Genomic DNA, 17,935 nt, shown 5'->3' with positions numbered 1-17,935 from the left:
CCCGCGCCCATGGGATCTTTTTCATTAGAAGTCTTTGCGCAGCATAATACCACCGTAGCGTTTGTCGTCGCGCGGGACGAACCGGACGGTGCCCGCGAGCGCGCCGTTGGCGAGCAGCGTCGCATAGTTCTGGTTCGTGATGTTCTTCACGAAGCCGCGCACCTGCCAGCTCTCGTCCGCGCCGAGCAGGGCCACGCTAGCGTTCCAGATCACGTAGTCGGGCTGAACCGTGCTCGGGGTCTGGGTCAGCGAGTACTGCGTCCTGCTCTTGAGCGAGACGTCGCTCTGGATTTCCAGGTTCAGCGAGTCCGTCAGCGCGAAGCGGTACGAGGCGTTGCTGTAGAGCTTCCACTTCGGTGCGAAGGGCAGTGGCTCACCGTCTATGTCGCAGCTGGTGGGCGCGCCGACCGGGCAGTTGAAGTGCACCACCTTGGCATCGGTATAGGCCAGCGAGGTGTCAAGCGAGAGGCCCGGGATCGGGTGCAGGCCGAACTCCAGTTCCACGCCCTTGCTCTCCACGGTGCCCGCGTTGATGAGGCGGGTGACCTGCGCGCCGCCGACGACGTCGTTATAGTTCGCCTGGTAGTTGTGGAACTTGGTCTGGTAGACTGCCAGCGCATACGTGATCTTGCGGTCAAGCGCGGTGCCCTTGATGCCCGCCTCGAACGAATCCGAGGTTTCCGGCTTCAGCACGATCTCGTCCAGCAGCGTCGTCGCGTTGAGCGAGCGCATGTTGAAATAGACGTTGTACGCCGGCCCCTTGTAGCCACGCGCGTAAGTGAAATAGGCGTGGGTGGTGGGCGTCACGTCCGCCTGGATGCCGCCGCGGTAGGCGTCGCCGCGCTGCGAGGTCGAACCCTGCGCCTGATGGTAGGCCCGGATCGAGGTGATATCGAGCGACGACGCCCCGGAATTGGTCGGATCGTTGGTCGAAGTACGCTCATGGTAGAAGCTCAGGTCGTCCCAGATCGAGCGGTAACCCGCGAAGGCCCGCAGCCACGACGTGAAGTTGAAGTTCGCCTCGCCGAACACCGCGTAGTTCTTGCTCAGGATGCCGTAGTCGGCGACGCCCGTGACAGGAACCGCACTGCCGGAGATCAGGCGGGTGACGGTACGTTCGTAGGTCTCGTCGGTCTTGGCGCGCATGTAGTAGGCGCCCACGACGTAATCGATGAAGTTGCCCTTGGGCGAGGTCAGGCGCAGTTCCTGCGAGAACTGGCTGGAAGCCAGCTTGCCCTCGTCGTGGATCTGCGGGAACGTCGCGGTCAGCGCCGAGAGGCCGTCGTTGTCCTGGAACTGGTGGTTCTTCCATTCGCGATAGGCGGTGATCGAGGTGACCGTATAATCGCCCAGTTCCAGTTCGCCGGTCAGCGAACCGCCGTAGTTCTTGTCGGTGACATGCGTGTCGAAGCTGGTGCTGGCCTGCCGGTTGGACGCGCTCGGCGTGATGCCCACGCCCGACAGGAAAGCGCCGAGCGGAGCTGAGGTGGTGACGGTGCCGGCGGGGTACGCGGTCTGCGACGTGCTCGTGTAGACGCTGGTGGCATCGTCGTAGGAGTGGAGGTAGTCGCCCGCGAGAGTGATCTTGAGCGTCTCGGTCGGACGTGCCTCGATCTTGCCGCGCGCGCCGTAGCGCTCGTAGCCGTTGACCTTGCTGCCGGTGTTGAGGTTGCGCACGTTGCCGGCGTAATTGGCATAGAGGCCGTCGATGCGGGCGGTCACGTTGGAGGCGATGGCGCCGGTGACGCCGGCCTTGAGGCGGTATTCCTCATCCGTGGTGGCGGTGCCTTCCGTATAGGCATGGAAGGTGTCCGAGGGCGCTGCGGTGACGACGCTGATGACGCCCGCCGAGGAGTTCCTGCCGAACAGCGTGCCCTGCGGTCCGCGCAGCACCTCGATCCGCGATACTTCGCCCACATCCAGCGTGGCCTGTCCGGGACGCGAAAGGACGACGCCGTCGACCACCGTGGAGACCGAGGATTCCACGCCCGGCGAAGTGCTGATCGTGCCGACGCCGCGCACGAAGACCGAGCGGTCCTTGTTGGAAGCGCTGGTGCGGAAGTCGACCGAGGGGACGGTGGCCGAGAGGTCCTGCAGGTTGTGGATGCCGCGATCGTTCAGCGACTGGCCGCTGACGGCGGTGATCGCAATCGGCACCTGCTGGATGGATTCGTCACGGTAGCGGGCGGTCACGACGATCTCGCCGGAAGCGGGCTCAGCGGCTTCCTCGGCCTGCGCAACCATCGGAAAAACGGCCGCAGACGCCAGCAATGCATAACGGACGAAGCGGTACGAGATATCGGTCATCGGAAACTCCCTGCAACGGGAGCGCTGATAGTCAATCACTTAGGTTGAGAAAGATAGTTTTCCTTTCGTGCCCTATGAAACTTCCCCTAAGCCGCCGACCGAACGTCCTCGCCGCTGCCCGCAGGTTGGATCGTCAGGCCGCCCGAGGCTCATCGATAGCTACGATCACGGGCATGGTCAGCTGGATCCAGCCGAGCGCCAGCAGGTAGGAACACGCCGCGAAGCCGAACAGCGGCCCGTAGCCGAGCCCGGCCGCCAGCACGAGGCCGGACAACTTGCTGATCGCCGCTCCGCCCATGTTGCCGCAGAAGGCGCCGAAGCCGGTCACCCGCCCCACCTTGGCGCGCGGAGTGACGTCGGCGATAAGCCCGAACAGGTTGGTCGAGAACCCTTGATGGCCCGCCAGCGCCAGAGCCAGCAGCGCCACTGCCGCCCAGTAAGCATCGACATGCAGCGCCAGGGGCACCGGCACCACGCAAAGCGCGGAAACCAGCATGAGCGTCTTGCGCGTCCGGTTGGCGCCGATACCCCGCGCCAGCATCGCGTTGGCGCCATAGCCCGCAAGCAGCGAGCCCGCCGCCGAGCCGCAATAGGCCAGCGCCAGCGGCGGTCCCAGATCGGTGCCGGAAAGACCGAACTGCCGGTGGAAATAGTCCGGCATCCAGAACAGCATCAGCCACCATGTCGCATCGGACAGCACTTTGCCGACGGCGACTGTCCAGTTGCGTCGCTCCAGCAGGAACAGCCGGTCGCCCGAGCGCACGTCGCCCGAAGAGGAGGGCGCACGGTCGCCGAAATCGACCCCGCGCGACGCCAGCAGCCAAGCGAGCACCCAGACCAGCCCGACCGCTCCGGCCGCGACGAAGGCGCCTCGCCAACCCCAGACGAGCGCGACGAGTGGGATCGCCAGCGGCGCAAGGATGGCGCCAAGGCTGTTCATCGCATTGGAAAGGCCGAAGCCCAGCGACCGGGACTCGGGTGGAAACAGCGCGGCGATCGTCTTGACGCCTGAAGGAGTACCCATCGATTCCGTCGCGCCAAGGCCGATGCGGCAGAACACGAACTGGCTGAAGCTCTGCGCCCAGCCATGCGTCATCGCCATGACCGACCACGCCGCCACGCCCGCGACATTGGCCCACTTGGCGCCGAGCCGGTCGACCAGCCAGCCCGCCGCCAGGAAGCCCACCGCCGCGCCCCCTTGGAACCAGGCCGCCAGCGTGCCGTAGTCGTCGTCGCTCCAGCCGAGGTCGGCCGCGATCGTCGGCTTGAGCACCGATATGATCTGCCGGTCCACGAGGTTGAGCACCCCCGCGGTCAGCGCCAGCGCGAAGATCAGCCAGCGGCGACGGGGGGAAAGCAACGTGGTCACTCTCACTTCTCCGAGGCTTCGTCCGAAGTCTGGCCGCTGGCGTCGATCTGCCGCTTCAACTCGTCGGCCAGCGGCGGGGTGTAGACGAGCGGCCTGCCCTCGGCCTGCGCCTTCAGCTTGGCGGGGGTATCGGGCATGTTCGGGTCGAAGCGGTCGACGGGGTTCGGCTTGATATACCAGTCGGCCGGGAAGTCCGCCGCATGAGACCCGTTGATCCCCCGCCGCAGCGAGCCCTGCGCGGTGCGCTTGCCATAAGGAATGACATGCCTCCCGCCCGAATTGGCCAGCTGGTCGTAAAGCGCGAGGCGCAGTTCCTGCTTCTTCGGAGCCCATGCCGGATCGTCGATCAGGTTTTGCATCTCGTCCGGGTCGGACTTGAGATCGTAGAGTTCCTCGGTGTCGTAGACGCCGTAGTACTGGATATATTTCAGCCGGTCGCGCTCGATGGCGAACGTGGTGGGGGTCATCGGGAAGTTGTATTCCCAGTAGTATTCGTAAGTGAAGTCACCCGGCTTCCACGCGGAGACCGGCTGCACGCCCTCCCACAGCTTCCACGCGCTCGTGCCCTCGAACTGCGGTGGGCGCTGTGCTCCCGCTATATCAAGAAAGGTCGGCGCGAAGTCGAGGTTGCGGATGCGGCCATAGTTCACCTTGCCCGCCGGAACCGTTCCCGGCTCCCACACGACCAGCGGCACCCGGATGGAAGCTTCGTAGGCGTTGCGCTTGTCGATCAGGCCATGCTCGCCGATCATGTAGCCGTTGTCCGAGGTGAACACGACCAGCGTGTCCTTCTCCAGGTGGTTCTTGCGCAAGTAGTCCATCACCCGGCCGAGGCTGTCGTCGATCGCCGACAGGGTGCCATAATAGTACTTGAGGTACTCGGTCATCGGCACGTCGGCATTGTAGAAGAAGTCGATGCCGTGCCAGGTATTGCGCTGGTTCTGCACCCACAGCGGCTTGCCCGCATTGTTCTGCGGCGTGTTCGCCGCAGAGGCGGGCAGCGTGAACTTCGCCTTGTCGTACTGGTGCACGTAGCGAGGCGGCGGCAGCGGATCCGAATGGACGCCCTTGTGGCTGAGATAGAGGAAGAACGGCTTCTTCGGATCCCGCTCCTTCGTCAGCCAGTCCATCGCGTAATCGGTTAGTTCGTCAGTGATATAGCCCTTCTGGGGAACCGTCTTCCCGTCCACGTTGAGGTTCGGGGAAGACTGGCCGGTATTAACCTTCGACGGCCAGTAATTGCCTTGTCCGATGAAGCTCACCCACTTGTCGAAGCCGGGGCGCGGAGCGTCGGTGCTGGCGCCCATGTGCCACTTGCCGAAGAACGCGGTCTGGTAGCCCGCCTGCCGCAGGTAGCTCGGGAAATAGGTGAGGCCCGCCTCGGAACTGTCGTTGTTGTCGACGATGCCGTGGTTGCGCGCGGTCTGCCCGGTCAGGATCGTCGCACGGCTGGGGCTGCACAGCGAGGATGTAACGACCGCGTTGGGGAAATAGGCCCCCTCCTTCGCCATGCGGTCGATATTGGGGGTCTTGAGCAGGCCGGGCTGGAGGAAGCCGAGCCCGTCGTAGCGCAGGTCGTCCACCAGCACGAACACGATATTGCGGGGACGCGCTTCCGGCCTGGCCGATGCGGCAGCGGGCGCGGCACGGTCTTTGGCCAGGGCAGCCGGAGCACAAAGCGAGAGCGCGGCAAAACAGGCGGCGCCCAGGAGAGCCTGGGCAGCAACGAGATTCTTCTTCATATCGGATCCTGAAGAGGTGATCACCTCGGCCGCGTGACCGTCGGTGGAGAGGGGCGAACTGTGCCGAAGATCTTCACGGGCGGCCACTCGATAAGTTCATGCCTCGCGAAAGAAATCCTTGTTCCGAGAACGGCGGGCATCGGCCTGCTCCCAACGGGCGACGTTTCAGAAGCCGGACATGGGCGCCGTCGCCGTGCTCTGCCTTACTACCAGCGATACCGGACAACTGATCGCCTGATACGGCATCTGCGGTTCACCTGCCAGGGCCGCCACGGCCATGGCCGCGATGTCCGCGATCGGTTGTCTGGCGGTCGTCAGCGCCGGCGAGCAAAGCCGAGCCGCATCGCTGTCATCGAACCCCGCAACCGAAAGATCTCGCGGAACGGAAATACCGAGTGCCTGGGCCTCGGCGACCACACCTGCGGCCAGTTCGTCATTGTAGGTGAAAATCGCGGTTGGGGGCGCCTCGGTGTCAAGGAGGCGCCGGCCGCCCAGGCGTCCGAGGTCTATCAACGACCAATCCGTCCCGCCCCACTGATCGACGAGACTGTCAAACTCGACGATCTCTATCGCCTCCAGGCCTATGCCCCTGCTCATCAAGGCACCGATAAAGGATTCTCGCCGTATCCTGCCCGATGCCACGCCTGGATTGGCTGCGACCAATCCGAACCTGCGGTGACCATTCGCCCAGAAATGCTCTGCTACCGCGGCAGTGCCGCGTGCATGATCGGCGTTGATCGACAAGGAGCGATGAAGCTGTGCCGCCGGTGATATCCTGACGTAGCGAACGCCGTCCTGATCAAGCAGATCGAGCAAATCCATATCGTCCCCGGCTACGGGGGGAAGAATAACGCCATCACAGCGCTGCTGGCGAAGGCCTCGCCTGTAGGTGTCGGCAGCGCTCTCCCGGCGACCGTCGAATTCTTCGAGAGCAAGGTTGTAGCCATGCTCCCGGCAGGCCCGCATGGCCGAACGCACGAGTTCGCTGAAGAAGTGAGACCCGGCCGGCGGCACGAATATGCCGATCAGGTTGGAGCGGGCAGTGGCAAGGGATCTGGCAGCCAAGTTTGGCCTGTATCCAGCCTGCTCGATCGCGTCCGATATCCGCTGGCGGGTCGCGGGGCTCACATGAGGGTCCTTGTTGACGACCCTCGACACCGTCTTTGCCGAAACTCCGACGATCCCCGCAATGTCCTCCAATGTCACAGCGCGCATCGTAGCTCGGCCTCCATCCAGGCGGCCATAGCCGCGCCGACCCGACCGCTAATAGAAAATCTATCATGCCCCCTGCAATACTCTACTTTGATCATAGACAATGCACGCCTACTGATCATGTCAGCGCTGACATTCATTGTCAGGCTACGGAAAGGCAAGGCCCACCGGATCGCCGGAGGTCAGCTGACCCACTTCAAGGGAAGTTGACAGCCGACAGGGGGCACCAATGAATTCTACGCTGACTTCAGCGATCGCGATGTGCGCGACGACGCTTTTTGCCGCGCCTGCATTGGCGCAGGACGCGTCCGGAACCGGTGAGGACATTGTCGTGACCGGCGTTCGCGCCAGCCTGCGCTCCGCCGCCGACCAGAAGCGCAATGCCGCGCAGATCATCGACGCAATCACCTCTGAAGATATCGGCAAGTTCCCGACGGAGAACGTCGCCGATGCCAGCCAGCGTATCACCGGCGTCCAGATCACGCGAACGCGTGGTTCAGGCACAGGCGTGAGCATTCGCGGCCTGCCTACGGATTTCACACGCGTCCAGCTCAACGGCAGCACCCTGTCGTCCGCGATCGTCGACCTGCGCGGCGGCGGCGCGGGGGGCAACATCGGACGTGCTTTCGACTTCCGCCTGCTGCCGACTGAATTCGTCAGCGCCGTGGAAGTAACCAAATCGCAAACCGCCGAGATGCAGGAAGGCGGCCTTGCCGGCACCATCAATGTCAAGACGGTGCGACCGCTCGAACTCGGCAAGACCACGGCAGTCGGCTCCCTCTTCGGAGTGTGGAATTCCAACTCCGGCAAGACGACGCCGCAAGCCTCGGGGCTGTTCTCCACCACCCTGGCCGACGGGCGCCTCGGTATTCTTGTCGCCGGCGGCTACAGCCGTGACCGGACCGAGACCCACAGTGTCAATAATGTCGGCTGGGCGGTCACTTCCGAAGCGACGCTCAGACAGGATCTGAACGGCGACGGCGATCGGGCGGACCGGTTCAACATTCCCAGCCAGATCCGCACCGAAATCGCGCGGGAGGATCGCAAGCGTACGGTCCTCACCAGTGTCCTGGAATTCCAGGCCACCGACAGCGTGAAGCTTTATGCCGAAGGTTTTTATAGCAAATTCGATATCGAGGTCGAAAGCCTTGAGAACCTGCACATCTTCACCGGCGCGACCGGCGGCGTGTACGATCCATCGTCGACCCGTTTCACCACGATCGACGGCATCGATCCTGCCCAGCTCGCCTATGGCGTTCCTTACGCCACAAGCATCGGCCTTACCAACACCGACGTGCGGGCAAATGACCGGATCAACGATTCCGTCGCGAAGACCTATTACGGAAAGCTCGGCGCGGACTTCAGGAATGACGACTGGTCCGGCGGGGTGAGTTTCGCCTATTCCAAGTCGGACCAGGTTGGCGACAACCTGAACTTGGCGCAGATCCAGCGCTTCCAGGTCGCGGAAAGCTGCCAGACAGGGCAGGACATCTGCGGCATATCGCTCTCGCCGGAATCGCAGGCGCGCTATCTTGATCCCGCGCAGGGCGTCGTGGCCAGCCTCAACGGAGCATTCGACCGCAAGACCCACGACCGCGTCAACGAATTCAAGGCGGATCTTCGCCGCGAATTCGACAATGGCTGGATTCGTCGGATTTCGGTGGGCGGCGTCGCCTCCTGGCGCAAGACCTTCGCGGATGCGACCACGCTGGTGGTCCCGGCATCGGCGCTCGCCTCGCTCGCCGGCCTCAGCCGCAGCACCGTGCAGGCAAGCGGCTGGGGCCTTGGTCCCTACACCCAGTTGGTCGAAGCGAGCCGCGGCAGGTTCCTCGGCGCCTACAACGGCAGCGAGCCTTTCCCCACCAGCTGGCGTGCCTCCGATACGCGCGCGCTGCTCGCCGCAATCTCCCGCGAGCAGCTCGCTGCCGTTCCCGGTGCGATACAGGAAAACCTCAGCAGCGTCGTCGATGTGCGCGAGCGCATCTTCGCCGCCTACGCCCAGCTGGACTTCGCCTCGAGCGACGAACGCATCTCTGGCAACCTCGGCGCGCGTATCGTCAGCACCCGGGAGACCGCCGCCGGCGTCGCGCCCGACCTGAACGGACTGGTGGTGCAGAGTGAAACCGGCGGCACCGTTACCGTGCCCCCGGCAGGCGCGGTCGCTGCGAGCAACTCGTACACCAAGCTCCTTCCATCGGCGAACCTGCGTTTCGAGGTGACGCCGCAGGTTATCCTGCGCGCCGGCTTCTCCCGCACGCTGAGCCGCCCGACGCTCACCCAGCTTTCGCCTTCCACCACGGTCAGCGGCGGCGGCGGCAACTATACGATCACGGCCGGCAATCCGCAGTTGCAGCCTTTCACGTCGACCAACTACGACCTGACCGCCGAGTGGTATCCCAACCGCGACACCTCGGTCACGCTGGCCCTCTTCGCCAAGGACCTGTCGACCCTCGTTCGATCGGAAACGGACTCCGTCACCTTGCCGGTGACGTTCTATACGGCATCGACCAACACCAACGTGCTGCGCGACCAGGTCTTCCAGCGCACGCGGCCGGTGAACGCCAAGGGCGTGACGCTGAAGGGCTTCGAGGTGGGATACCAGCAGGTCTTCACCTTCCTGCCCGGCCCGCTCGCCAATACCGGCCTGCAGGCGAACTACACCTACATCTCGAACTCCGACCCCGACGTGCTGACCGCCGCATCGAAGAACAACTTCAACGTCAGCGGGTTCTACGAGGACAGCCGGATCGCGCTGCGCGCTTCGTACACCTGGCGTGACAAGTTCGTGTCGTCTGGCCTTCCCGGCGGCTATGGCGGGCTCGGCGTGACGACCCAGGCCCGCGGCAATCTCGACCTCAATGTTACCGTTAACGTCACCAGCCAGATCTCGGTCGTCTTCCAAGGCACCAATGTGCTGGACGACGCCGACCGGAGCCGCACTACCCTCGGGGAGCTGCCGGTCGATTACTATGACGTCGGCCACCAGTACATGCTCGGCGTCAGGTTCCGCTTTTGAGGCACCTCCACTCGCCCGCCACCCGCTCGAAAGGAATGACCATGCGCTCCACCTTCACGCGTATTGCCGCCATAGCCGCCGCCTTTGCCAGTACATCCGCGCTGGCCGGCGAGGTCGTGGTTCAGGTCGAAGGACCAGACGGCAAGCCGGTGCCGGGAGCACGCATCAGCGTGCCCGAACTTCTGCGAAACGAAGCTGCGGGCAAGGATGGCTCCGCGGTCCTCGCCGACCTGCCGAACGGCGAAGTGGCCGTCACCGTCACCGCGCAGGGGTTCAGGCCAGCCTTGCAGACCATCACGGTGCACGGCCATGCAGGCAACCGCCTTGCCATGCGACTGGAACTCAGCGACGCCCTGCAACGTGCGGCACAAGCGCATGGTGAGCCCGCCGTGGAGCACCTCAGCCAGAAGCAGGCATACCTCAAGGCCATCCGTCCGATCGCCGGAAAGAAGCCCAACATTCTGCTCGTCCTGTTCGACGATCTGGGCTTTGGCGACCTGTCCTCCTACGGCAACCGGCTCATCAAGACACCGAACATCGATGCCGTGGCGCAGCGTGGCATAAAGCTGGACCAGTTCTACTCTGCCTCCCCGGTCTGCACGCCATCGCGCGCAGCGTTGCTGTCCGGCCGCTATCCCGAGCGTGCCCATGCTGCAAACCACGTCTTCTTCCCCTCCAGCCATCCGATGGCTACGATCCGTCGCAGCCTGGGCTGGGCCAACGCCTTGCCGCAGGACGAGATCCTCTTGCCCGAGGTCCTGTCGCGCGCAGGCTATGTCACCGGCGCCTTCGGCAAATGGCATCTGGGCGATCAGCCGGGGCACCGCCCGACCGACTTCGGATTCCGGGACTATTTCGGCATCCTGTACAGCAACGACATGAAGCCGGAGACGCTCTGGCGAGGCAATGTCGTCGACACGCCTGCCGAGAAGACCGATCAGGGAACCCTGAGCGAGCGCATTACCGACGAGGCGGTCGCTTTCCTTCGCAAGAGCGCGAATAAGCCCTTCTTCGCTTACGTGCCCTATACCGCGCCGCACCTCCCGCATTTTCCCAATCCAAAGCATGCGGGCGTTTCCGAGGGCGGCACTTACGGTGACGTCATCGAGGATCTGGATACCAACGTCGGCCGGCTGTTCCAGACGCTGAAAGACCTGAAACTCGACGACAACACCATCGTCATCGTCACGAGCGACAACGGCGGCGACTGGGGCGGCAGCGCTGGCAATCTGCGAGGTCGCAAGGGTGAGACCTTCGAGGGCGGCCAGCGCATTCCCGCCTTCGTGATCTGGCCGGGCGTTACGAAGCCCGGGTCAGTCAGTCAGGAGATGGGAATGAACTTCGACATCTTCCCGACGATCCTCGACACCCTCGGAATTCCGCTGCCCGCCGATCGCACGATCGATGGCACGGATCTGCGGCCCTTGCTTGCCGGCGGAGCGACAAAGCACGACTACCTCTACTACACCACGACCTGGTCCGGCCACTTCGCAGGCGTTCGTGATCGCCATTACAAGTACCGCGACATCGTTCCGAACGACGGGCCGACGGGCGGCAACGCGGAGCCCTACAACGCCAAGCCGTCGCTCTATTCGCTGGACCTCGACAACGAGGCGCATGACGTGAGTGCGAAGCACCCGGAGGAAGCCGCCCGGCTCATCGCGCAACTCGGGGCCTTTAGGAAGGAAAACGATGCCAACCCCCGCGGGTGGGTTACAACTCTTGCCCCTTCCGGTTCCAGGTAGCATGGCGGTTGCTGGTAAGCGAGTATGCAGATGACGCCACCGCCTGATGGAATGGTATGGATACCCTCGGGAACGTTCAGCATGGGCTCCGAGCGCTTCTACCCCGAAGAGGCCCCGGTCCGCCGGGTGAGCATCGACGGATTCTGGATCGATGCAACACCGGTGACGAACCGCCAGTTCGCCGCGTTTGTCAAGGCGACTAGCTATGTGACTACGGCCGAGATTGCCCCCGACCAGCTCAGTATCCGGGCATGGCGGCAGAAATGGCCCGCCCGGGATCGCTGGTCTTCAAAAGGGCAGCCGCGCCAGTCGACACAGCCAACCCGGCCAACTGGTGGAGCTTCGAATTCGGTGCGGATTGGCGCCATCCGTTAGGCGCGCGCGATGACATCGATAGTCTGGGCCTGTGGGACCATCCGGTCGTTCAGATCAGCTATTCCGATGCCGAGGCCTACGCGCGTTGGGTAAACAAGGATCTTCCCACCGAAGCCGAATTTGAATTCGCCGCCCGGGGCGGCCTCGAGGGCGCAGATTACGCTTGGGGCGACGAACTTGCTCCCGGCGACGCCATGATGGCGAACTACCGGCAGGGCCTTTTCCCGTTCGCCAACCAGATGCTCGACGGATGGGAACGGACCTCTCCGGTCGGAACCTATCCGGCGAACGGCTACGGGCTATTCGACATCATCGGAAACACGTGGGAATGGACGAGAGACTGGTGGAGCGAAAAACCAGCGGCTGACCGGGGCGGCCGTAAGTCCCGCTCCTGCTGCAGCATCAGCAACCCGCGCGGAGGCAAGTTGAAGGAAAGTTTCGATCCAGCCCAACCCGGAGTTGAGATAGGCCGGAAGGTTCTAAAGGTTGGCTCGCACCTGTGTGCGGCGAACTACTGCCAGCGCTACCGTCCCGCAGCGCGCCACCCTGAGATGATTGACACATCCACCACGCATATCGGCTTTCGCTGCGTGATACGGGGAAGCTCTAATCCGCCTCTACGGAACGCTTAATCGCGGTAGCCAAGGCACGATCAGGGAACAGGCAACCTCGACCCTTACCGGCCGGTCAGGGACTATTTTATCGTTCCTAAGAGCGGACGGTCAGTTAATGTGACTGCGTCCTTTCGAATGGCCGACTTCAGATCGTCGAAATGCCGGTGGTAGAGGCGGCAATCAGAGTAGAGGCTCGGCTTTGCGAAGCTGCTATCGGACATAGTTCGGGACTGCGACCGGAAGACCATAGGTTCCCCGGTCGCTAGATATTTGCGAGTGAAGAATCAGATTTGCGCGAGCCCGCCATCGGCAAACACTTCGCTGCCCGTCATGAAGCTGCTGTCCGATGAAGCCAGGAAAGCCGCCACTGCGGCTATCTCCGACGGCGCACCGACATGTCCGATTGGTGTGCCCGCCCCCATCTCGATCATCGCGTCGCGGCCTACCGCCTCTTCGGCTAGTTCGGTCAGCGTCGGTCCGGGGGACAGCACGTTCACACGGATGCCCGTGCCGCGCAGGTCCTGCGCCCAACTGCGCGCGAAATTGCGTACCGCAGCTTTGCTCGCACTATAGACGCTGAACGCCGGTGTTCCCATGACGCCCGTGGTCGATCCGGTAAGGATGATCGACCCACCCTCCCCCATCAGAGGCAAAGCTGCCTGGACGGTGAAGAGGACGCCCTTAACATTGACGTCAAACACTCGATCATACTGGTCGCTAGTGATCTGTCCCAAGGGGACCAGCTCGCCGAACCCGGCGTTGGCGAACACAATATCAAGCGTGCCCCGCTCAGCTTTCACCGTCTCGAAGAATCGTGCAATGTCGTCAGGATCGGACACCGACCCCTGTACCGCGCGGGCATTCGGTCCCAGCGCGGCGACGGCGGCGTCGAGTGGCGCTTGCCTGCGTCCCATGATGTAGACGAACGCACCTTCTTCGATGAAGCGCTTCGCCGTTGCGAGGCCGATACCTGTGCCCCCGCCCGTTATCACTGCGGTCTTGCCATCCAGTCTGTTCATGATCGTGTCTCCAGTTTCACACTGGCGCAGAGGTGATGGTCCACCTACATATCGACAAGTATGCACCTTTTGGTAAGTAGGAAGAAATGGCAGCCCGATCTCCCGACTGTGTCCTTGGCTTCTCCTGCGGCCTCGACGCCACGCTCCGCGTGATCGCGGGCAAGTGGAAGCCGCTCATCATCTATTTCCTTATCCAGGGCCCCAACCGCTATGGTGCTCTCAAGCGCGCTGTGCGCGGCGTCAGCGACAAGATGCTCATCCAGCAGCTAAAGGAACTGGAGGCCGACGGCATCGTGACGCGAAAGGATTATCAGGAGGTTCCACCGCGCGTTGACTATACACTGACGCCGCTCGGCCGCAGCCTGGCCGATGCGCTCGTGCCGCTGTGCAACTGGGGTTCTGACAATATGGCGGAGGTCGCGCGTATCTTCGCCGAACGCGACCAATGGCACGCGGCCGGCTAACTCCAACGTCTCAAAACTGATGAATATGGACGGCATCCTCAATGCCGTCACCCTTTGGAAGGAAGCCACTTGCTCGACGGTCCACGCCTTGCTCCCCTGTCCGCTTCGACGCCGAAGGCGGTCGTCGTGCTGATTCATGGCTATGGCTCGAATGGCGACGACCTCATATCGCTCGCCGCCATGATGCAACCATCGCTGCCTGATGCTGCCTTCGTTGCACCGAATGCTCCGTCGCAGCTTCCCGGCTTGGCAGCCGCTCACCAGTGGTGGCCGATCGAGACCTTCTCCATGGCCGAACGTGCAGCGGGAGCGGCCGCAGCGGCGCCGGATCTCGACGCTTTCATCACTGCGGAGCTGGAAAAGGCGGGACTCAGCAGCGACCGACTGCTTCTCATCGGTTTCAGTCAGGGGACGATGATGGCGCTCCATGTCGGACTTCGGCAGCCCGACGCCGTCGCGGGCATTGTCGGCATTTCCGGCATGCTGGTTGCGCCTGAACGACTACCCTCGGACATCCGGAGCCGCCCGCCTGTCCTGCTCGTTCACGGTACCGACGACGACGTGGTCCCATTCCGCTCCATGGAACTGGCGTCGACCGCACTTGCCGAGGTGGGGGTGGCTGTCGAGACCCATGTATCGACGCGCGTCGGCCATAGCGTGGGACCGGACGGCCTCGCCGCTGCGATCGCGTTCGCGCGCCGCGTCCTGGCCTGATCTGCAAGGGTGAAGCCCATTACACCACCCGTCACCTCCTCTCCCATGGTCGTTTTTCTCGACTTCGAGGCCTCCTCGCTTGCGAAACTCAGCTACCCTATCGAGGTCGCATGGGTATTCGAGGATGGTGCCAGTGAGACCCATCTTATCCAGCCTGCTCTGCAGTGGACCGACTGGGATGCGGAAGCAGAAGCTATCCACCGCATCTCGCACGAGACACTGCAGAATGAGGGCGAGCCGCATGATGCGGTGGCACGGCGCATGATCGACCAATTGTCCGGGCACAACCTCTTTGCCAGCGCTCCGTCCTGGGATGGAAAGTGGCTGAGCGCCTTACTGCGCGCCGCCAAGCTTCCACGCCACGCCCTGCGCCTGCGCAACACCGACGAAGCCCACGCAGAGGCAGCCAGCAACATTCTGGCGCCCGTCGTGCCCTCCGATCGACTGCATATCGAGATCGCCGACGTGCTCGCGCTGGTCGAAGCTAGGCGAGCGGATGGTCAACCCGTACACCGGGCGCTCGCCGACGCGCAGGACGAGCAGCGGCACTGGCTTGAAGTCGTGGCCGAGGCTAAGGCGATCACCCAGAAGATAAGACGTGTCCGATAGGGCCTCACTGCGCGTAGCGGCCAGCTCTCTAATGCGGAAGATGCAAAAGATTGCGCTGAAAGAATCCGACCAATGGTTGCCGTTCCTCAGACATCGAGCGAGCTCCGGTAGCTGCCCATCCGCTGAAGGCTTTCGCTTTCCGATTAGGAACAGCGGGCATTCATTGTAAGACCGCCTCTGAGCAGCGGATGGCGCACGCTATCCTGCTGGATGACGCCGAACCGATCGTGCCGGATAGTCTGCTAAGCGGCATCATGCCGTTTACGTGCGCGGCGGGCGGGATGCAGCACTAGCGAGACGTGCCAGCAGTGGCGGGGCGTCCGAAGGCGGTTGAATGTACGATACGTTCGATAAGGTTCTAGTACAGATGGAAGCCGCGTTTCGGCGGCTAGAGGCCCAAGTGCCGCCGCCGGTCCGCGTACCGTACAAGGACGGCTTCGTTCTACGGTATCGCGAGAAGACGCCGCAACAAGCGTTGCTGCAAAAGTTCGCACGCCAGATTAGCGGCCTTCACGCTATCCGCCTCCTATTGTCCAATGGCTTCGTGCAGGAACAGGGCGTCATTCAACGTACGCTCGACGATATTGCGGAAGACATTCTTTACATCACGCTTGGGCTTTCAACGGGCGATTGGACGGACAACCATACGAAGTATCTTGAGCATTTTTGGATGGAAGAACCGGGCGCGGGCATGGTGAAGCGCGATAAGATACGCGCTTACGTCAATCGAGCGGGCGGGCAGGATGATCCGTCAACCGCCGATGCCAACGGACGCGAAATCTTCAAGGCTTATTCGGGATACGTCCACGCCAATTCCGTAAGCATCGTCGATATGTGCGGGGGTAATCCCCCGCGCTATCACCTTGCTGGAATGATCGACAGCCCGCTTTACGGAGACCATGAACAGGACGCTTGGAATTACTTCTATCGCGGCCTAGTCAGTTCGGTAATTATGGCGAAGGCGTTCGAAGACAGCGAACTCTGGACCGAACGCTTTAATTCCGTGAAGGGCTTCGAAAAGGTGTTCGCGAGCGAGATATTCAAGGCTCCCGGTGCGTAATCACTACGTTCCGCAATTCCTGCAACGCCCCTGGACTTCGGCATACGATGGCGCTTTGCAGGTTCACCATATCGACGGCGGCAAAGTCCATTCGACGCGAAAAGTGCCGAAAAGCACGGGGTATGCCATCGATATGCTTGCGCTAACCCGCGACGAAATCGCGGGCATGAAAAAGCACGATGTTGAAACGATCATGTTGCAGCAAGTCGATAGCGAAGCCGCGCTTGTCCGTACGAAGCTTTACGATCGAAAATTGGCGACATTGGACGTTGACGAACGATCAGCGTGGGTTCGTTTCATCATGTCGCTTCGCATCCGTGATCCCGACATGGTTCGGTGTTTGGTCGCGGAATCCGACAGCGAACTACGCCGATCACTGGCGAGCAATCCCGACGAGTATGTTCAGCTCACTACGGGCGACGATCCCGCTTCGTTAGAGGAATGGTCCGAACAACGGTTTCCGGGGCTTATCGAGAATTTCGGCCTGTCGCTTTTCGGTTCGCTGTTGAACCACGATAAAATCGGCAATGCTTTGATGCGGCTGAAATGGTGGGTTCTCGATACGTCGCCAGCGTCGCATTACTTATTGCTAGGCGATCGTCCATGCGTGTTCATGGGCGGGATAGATGATCCGAATTTGGCCGTAGCGTTGCCGATAGCCCCCAACAGGCTGTTCGTCGCCACGCGCGGCGATGCGTTGGCGAACGGCCTTCCGCGCGTGACGCCCTCTACGTTGGTCGCACGGGTAAATGATGCGACGGTCCGACAGGCGGAAAAGTACGTTTACGCCTGCGACGCGACTAGCCGCCGGTTTGTCAAAAATCGGCGGCAATGACTGACAATCTGCTTTCAAGCGACTGCGCTCGAATGCCAAACGGCCGCGACTGGTAGTTAGCTACCGTTTTCTTCCCTCACCCCGGATCAAGCCCGGGGTGACAATAGAAGAATACGGCGGGTCCGCTTCTAGGCGATAGGTGCCGGCGGACTTTCGAACCAGACGGGCCGCTTTCCGCGTTCGGCCGCCCGCAAGCGGACCGACCGAAAAGTCCCAGCCCCGGACAGTGCCGCTGGTTCTGGCCACGATGAATGAACGGCGGCCCAGGCGCGGTCGGCGCCTGATAGGAGACTTTCCGGAACGTCCCCACCTCCGGCGTCCCTGCCGCAACGGTACCGTGAGAACTTCGGGTCGGAGGCGCTACCGCCTGATGGGGCCACGGGCGGCGAAGCCAATAGCTCCACCGCCCGCGATTTACAGCTACTCGCCCGCCGCCTCGCCGGCGATGGGGTTAGAAGGCGCCGACTTCGGTGCCCGCGCCATGCGCTTTTTCGGCGCAGACTTCTTCGGCGCAGCTGCCTCCGCCGGTCCATCGGTCGCAGCGGCATCCGTGGAGGCTGTGGCTCCGGTTTCAGCCGACTTAGGAGCCCCGCCCTGCCCGGTCGCCTTACCAAACAGACCGAGCTTACCGCGCCGCTTGGGCGCGCCTGCCCCGCCCTCCGCGGTGGTCACTTCATCGGCGACTTCTTCAGCGGCCTTGGCCGAAGCGGCAGCACTCGGCTTAGCGGCAACGCTCCGCTTCGCAGCAGTCTTGCTGACAGCCTTGCTGCCCTTCGCCGCCGCCGGTCGCTTCGATGCCTTGGTCGGTACCGGCGATGCGTCTCCGGTCACCGGCACTTCAGGCGCAGCAACTG

The 17,935-nt window shown here is 62.8% G+C and carries 12 protein-coding genes and 2 pseudogenes; 8 read left to right on the top strand and 6 right to left on the bottom strand.

Translation table 11 applies throughout. The features are described from left to right. Positions 1-24: 24 nt before the first annotated feature. The 4 genes from PMI02_RS21395 to PMI02_RS21380 form a co-directional block, all read right to left on the bottom strand. On the bottom strand, positions 25-2,307 hold the full coding sequence (locus PMI02_RS21395; protein ID WP_007686864.1) for a TonB-dependent receptor: 2,283 nt from the start codon (positions 2,305-2,307) through the stop codon (positions 25-27). Positions 2,308-2,440: 133 nt separating this feature from the next. After that, complete coding sequence (locus PMI02_RS21390; RefSeq protein ID WP_007686862.1) at positions 2,441-3,676, bottom strand: MFS transporter; 1,236 nt, start codon at positions 3,674-3,676, stop codon at positions 2,441-2,443. Positions 3,677-3,678: 2 nt separating this feature from the next. Next, complete coding sequence (locus PMI02_RS21385; protein WP_007686861.1) at positions 3,679-5,418, bottom strand: sulfatase; 1,740 nt, start codon at positions 5,416-5,418, stop codon at positions 3,679-3,681. Positions 5,419-5,583: 165 nt separating this feature from the next. Further along, on the bottom strand, positions 5,584-6,633 hold the full coding sequence (locus tag PMI02_RS21380; RefSeq protein ID WP_007686859.1) for a LacI family DNA-binding transcriptional regulator: 1,050 nt from the start codon (positions 6,631-6,633) through the stop codon (positions 5,584-5,586). Between the two features lie 226 nt (positions 6,634-6,859). On the opposite strand from PMI02_RS21380, the gene PMI02_RS21375 reads away from it, so the two are divergent. From PMI02_RS21375 to PMI02_RS21365, 3 genes and pseudogenes are all read left to right on the top strand, one after another. Then, complete coding sequence (locus tag PMI02_RS21375) at positions 6,860-9,646, top strand: TonB-dependent receptor (RefSeq protein WP_007686857.1); 2,787 nt, start codon at positions 6,860-6,862, stop codon at positions 9,644-9,646. Between the two features lie 41 nt (positions 9,647-9,687). Continuing rightward, the gene (locus PMI02_RS21370) at positions 9,688-11,391 is read left to right on the top strand and encodes a sulfatase-like hydrolase/transferase (RefSeq protein WP_007686855.1); all 1,704 of its coding nucleotides are present in this window, start codon (positions 9,688-9,690) and stop codon (positions 11,389-11,391) included. Between the two features lie 51 nt (positions 11,392-11,442). Continuing rightward, positions 11,443-12,398, top strand: a pseudogene (locus tag PMI02_RS21365) (formylglycine-generating enzyme family protein). Between the two features lie 266 nt (positions 12,399-12,664). Here the strand turns inward: PMI02_RS21365 and PMI02_RS21360 are convergent. After that, positions 12,665-13,399: an SDR family NAD(P)-dependent oxidoreductase gene (locus tag PMI02_RS21360; protein ID WP_007686851.1), complete on the bottom strand. Its 735-nt coding sequence runs from the start codon at positions 13,397-13,399 to the stop codon at positions 12,665-12,667. Positions 13,400-13,548: 149 nt separating this feature from the next. On the opposite strand from PMI02_RS21360, the gene PMI02_RS21355 reads away from it, so the two are divergent. The 5 genes from PMI02_RS21355 to PMI02_RS21335 all read left to right on the top strand — a co-directional run bounded on the left by PMI02_RS21355 (position 13,549) and on the right by PMI02_RS21335 (position 17,081). Further along, a complete protein-coding gene (locus PMI02_RS21355) occupies positions 13,549-13,863 on the top strand; it encodes a winged helix-turn-helix transcriptional regulator (RefSeq protein ID WP_369751248.1) in 315 nt (104 codons plus the stop codon). Positions 13,864-13,932: 69 nt separating this feature from the next. Beyond that, on the top strand, positions 13,933-14,577 hold the full coding sequence (locus tag PMI02_RS21350; protein WP_007686847.1) for an alpha/beta hydrolase: 645 nt from the start codon (positions 13,933-13,935) through the stop codon (positions 14,575-14,577). A 45-nt stretch (positions 14,578-14,622) separates the two neighbouring features. After that, positions 14,623-15,186 (top strand): hypothetical protein, encoded by a 564-nt coding sequence (locus PMI02_RS21345; protein ID WP_007686844.1) that lies wholly within the window; start codon positions 14,623-14,625, stop codon positions 15,184-15,186. Between the two features lie 334 nt (positions 15,187-15,520). After that, complete coding sequence (locus tag PMI02_RS21340) at positions 15,521-16,246, top strand: hypothetical protein (protein WP_007686842.1); 726 nt, start codon at positions 15,521-15,523, stop codon at positions 16,244-16,246. Beyond that, positions 16,239-17,081: a DUF4238 domain-containing protein gene (locus PMI02_RS21335; protein WP_007686840.1), complete on the top strand. Its 843-nt coding sequence runs from the start codon at positions 16,239-16,241 to the stop codon at positions 17,079-17,081. Before PMI02_RS21340 ends, PMI02_RS21335 begins: the two co-directional genes overlap by 8 nt. 420 nt (positions 17,082-17,501) lie before the next feature. Here PMI02_RS21335 and PMI02_RS21330 read toward each other — a convergent pair. Beyond that, positions 17,502-17,935: pseudogene (locus PMI02_RS21330) on the bottom strand (hypothetical protein); the annotation flags it as partial.

This window comes from Novosphingobium sp. AP12 (assembly GCF_000281975.1).
Lineage (GTDB): Bacteria > Pseudomonadota > Alphaproteobacteria > Sphingomonadales > Sphingomonadaceae > Novosphingobium.
Note: the sequence above shows the minus strand (reverse complement) of the source record. Positions and strands in the feature narration are given on the sequence as shown.

What these genes read in the sequence shown, in the direction of transcription:
- PMI02_RS21395 (WP_007686864.1), bottom strand. Translation starts at nt 2,307, where the DNA reads ATGACCGATATCTCGTACCGCTTCGTCCGTTATGCATTGCTGGCGTCT.
- PMI02_RS21385 (WP_007686861.1), bottom strand. Translation starts at nt 5,418, where the DNA reads ATGAAGAAGAATCTCGTTGCTGCCCAGGCTCTCCTGGGCGCCGCCTGT.
- PMI02_RS21380 (WP_007686859.1), bottom strand. Translation starts at nt 6,633, where the DNA reads ATGCGCGCTGTGACATTGGAGGACATTGCGGGGATCGTCGGAGTTTCG.
- PMI02_RS21375 (WP_007686857.1), top strand. Translation starts at nt 6,860, where the DNA reads ATGAATTCTACGCTGACTTCAGCGATCGCGATGTGCGCGACGACGCTT.
- PMI02_RS21370 (WP_007686855.1), top strand. Translation starts at nt 9,688, where the DNA reads ATGCGCTCCACCTTCACGCGTATTGCCGCCATAGCCGCCGCCTTTGCC.
- PMI02_RS21360 (WP_007686851.1), bottom strand. Translation starts at nt 13,399, where the DNA reads ATGAACAGACTGGATGGCAAGACCGCAGTGATAACGGGCGGGGGCACA.
- PMI02_RS21345 (WP_007686844.1), top strand. Translation starts at nt 14,623, where the DNA reads ATGGTCGTTTTTCTCGACTTCGAGGCCTCCTCGCTTGCGAAACTCAGC.
- PMI02_RS21340 (WP_007686842.1), top strand. Translation starts at nt 15,521, where the DNA reads ATGTACGATACGTTCGATAAGGTTCTAGTACAGATGGAAGCCGCGTTT.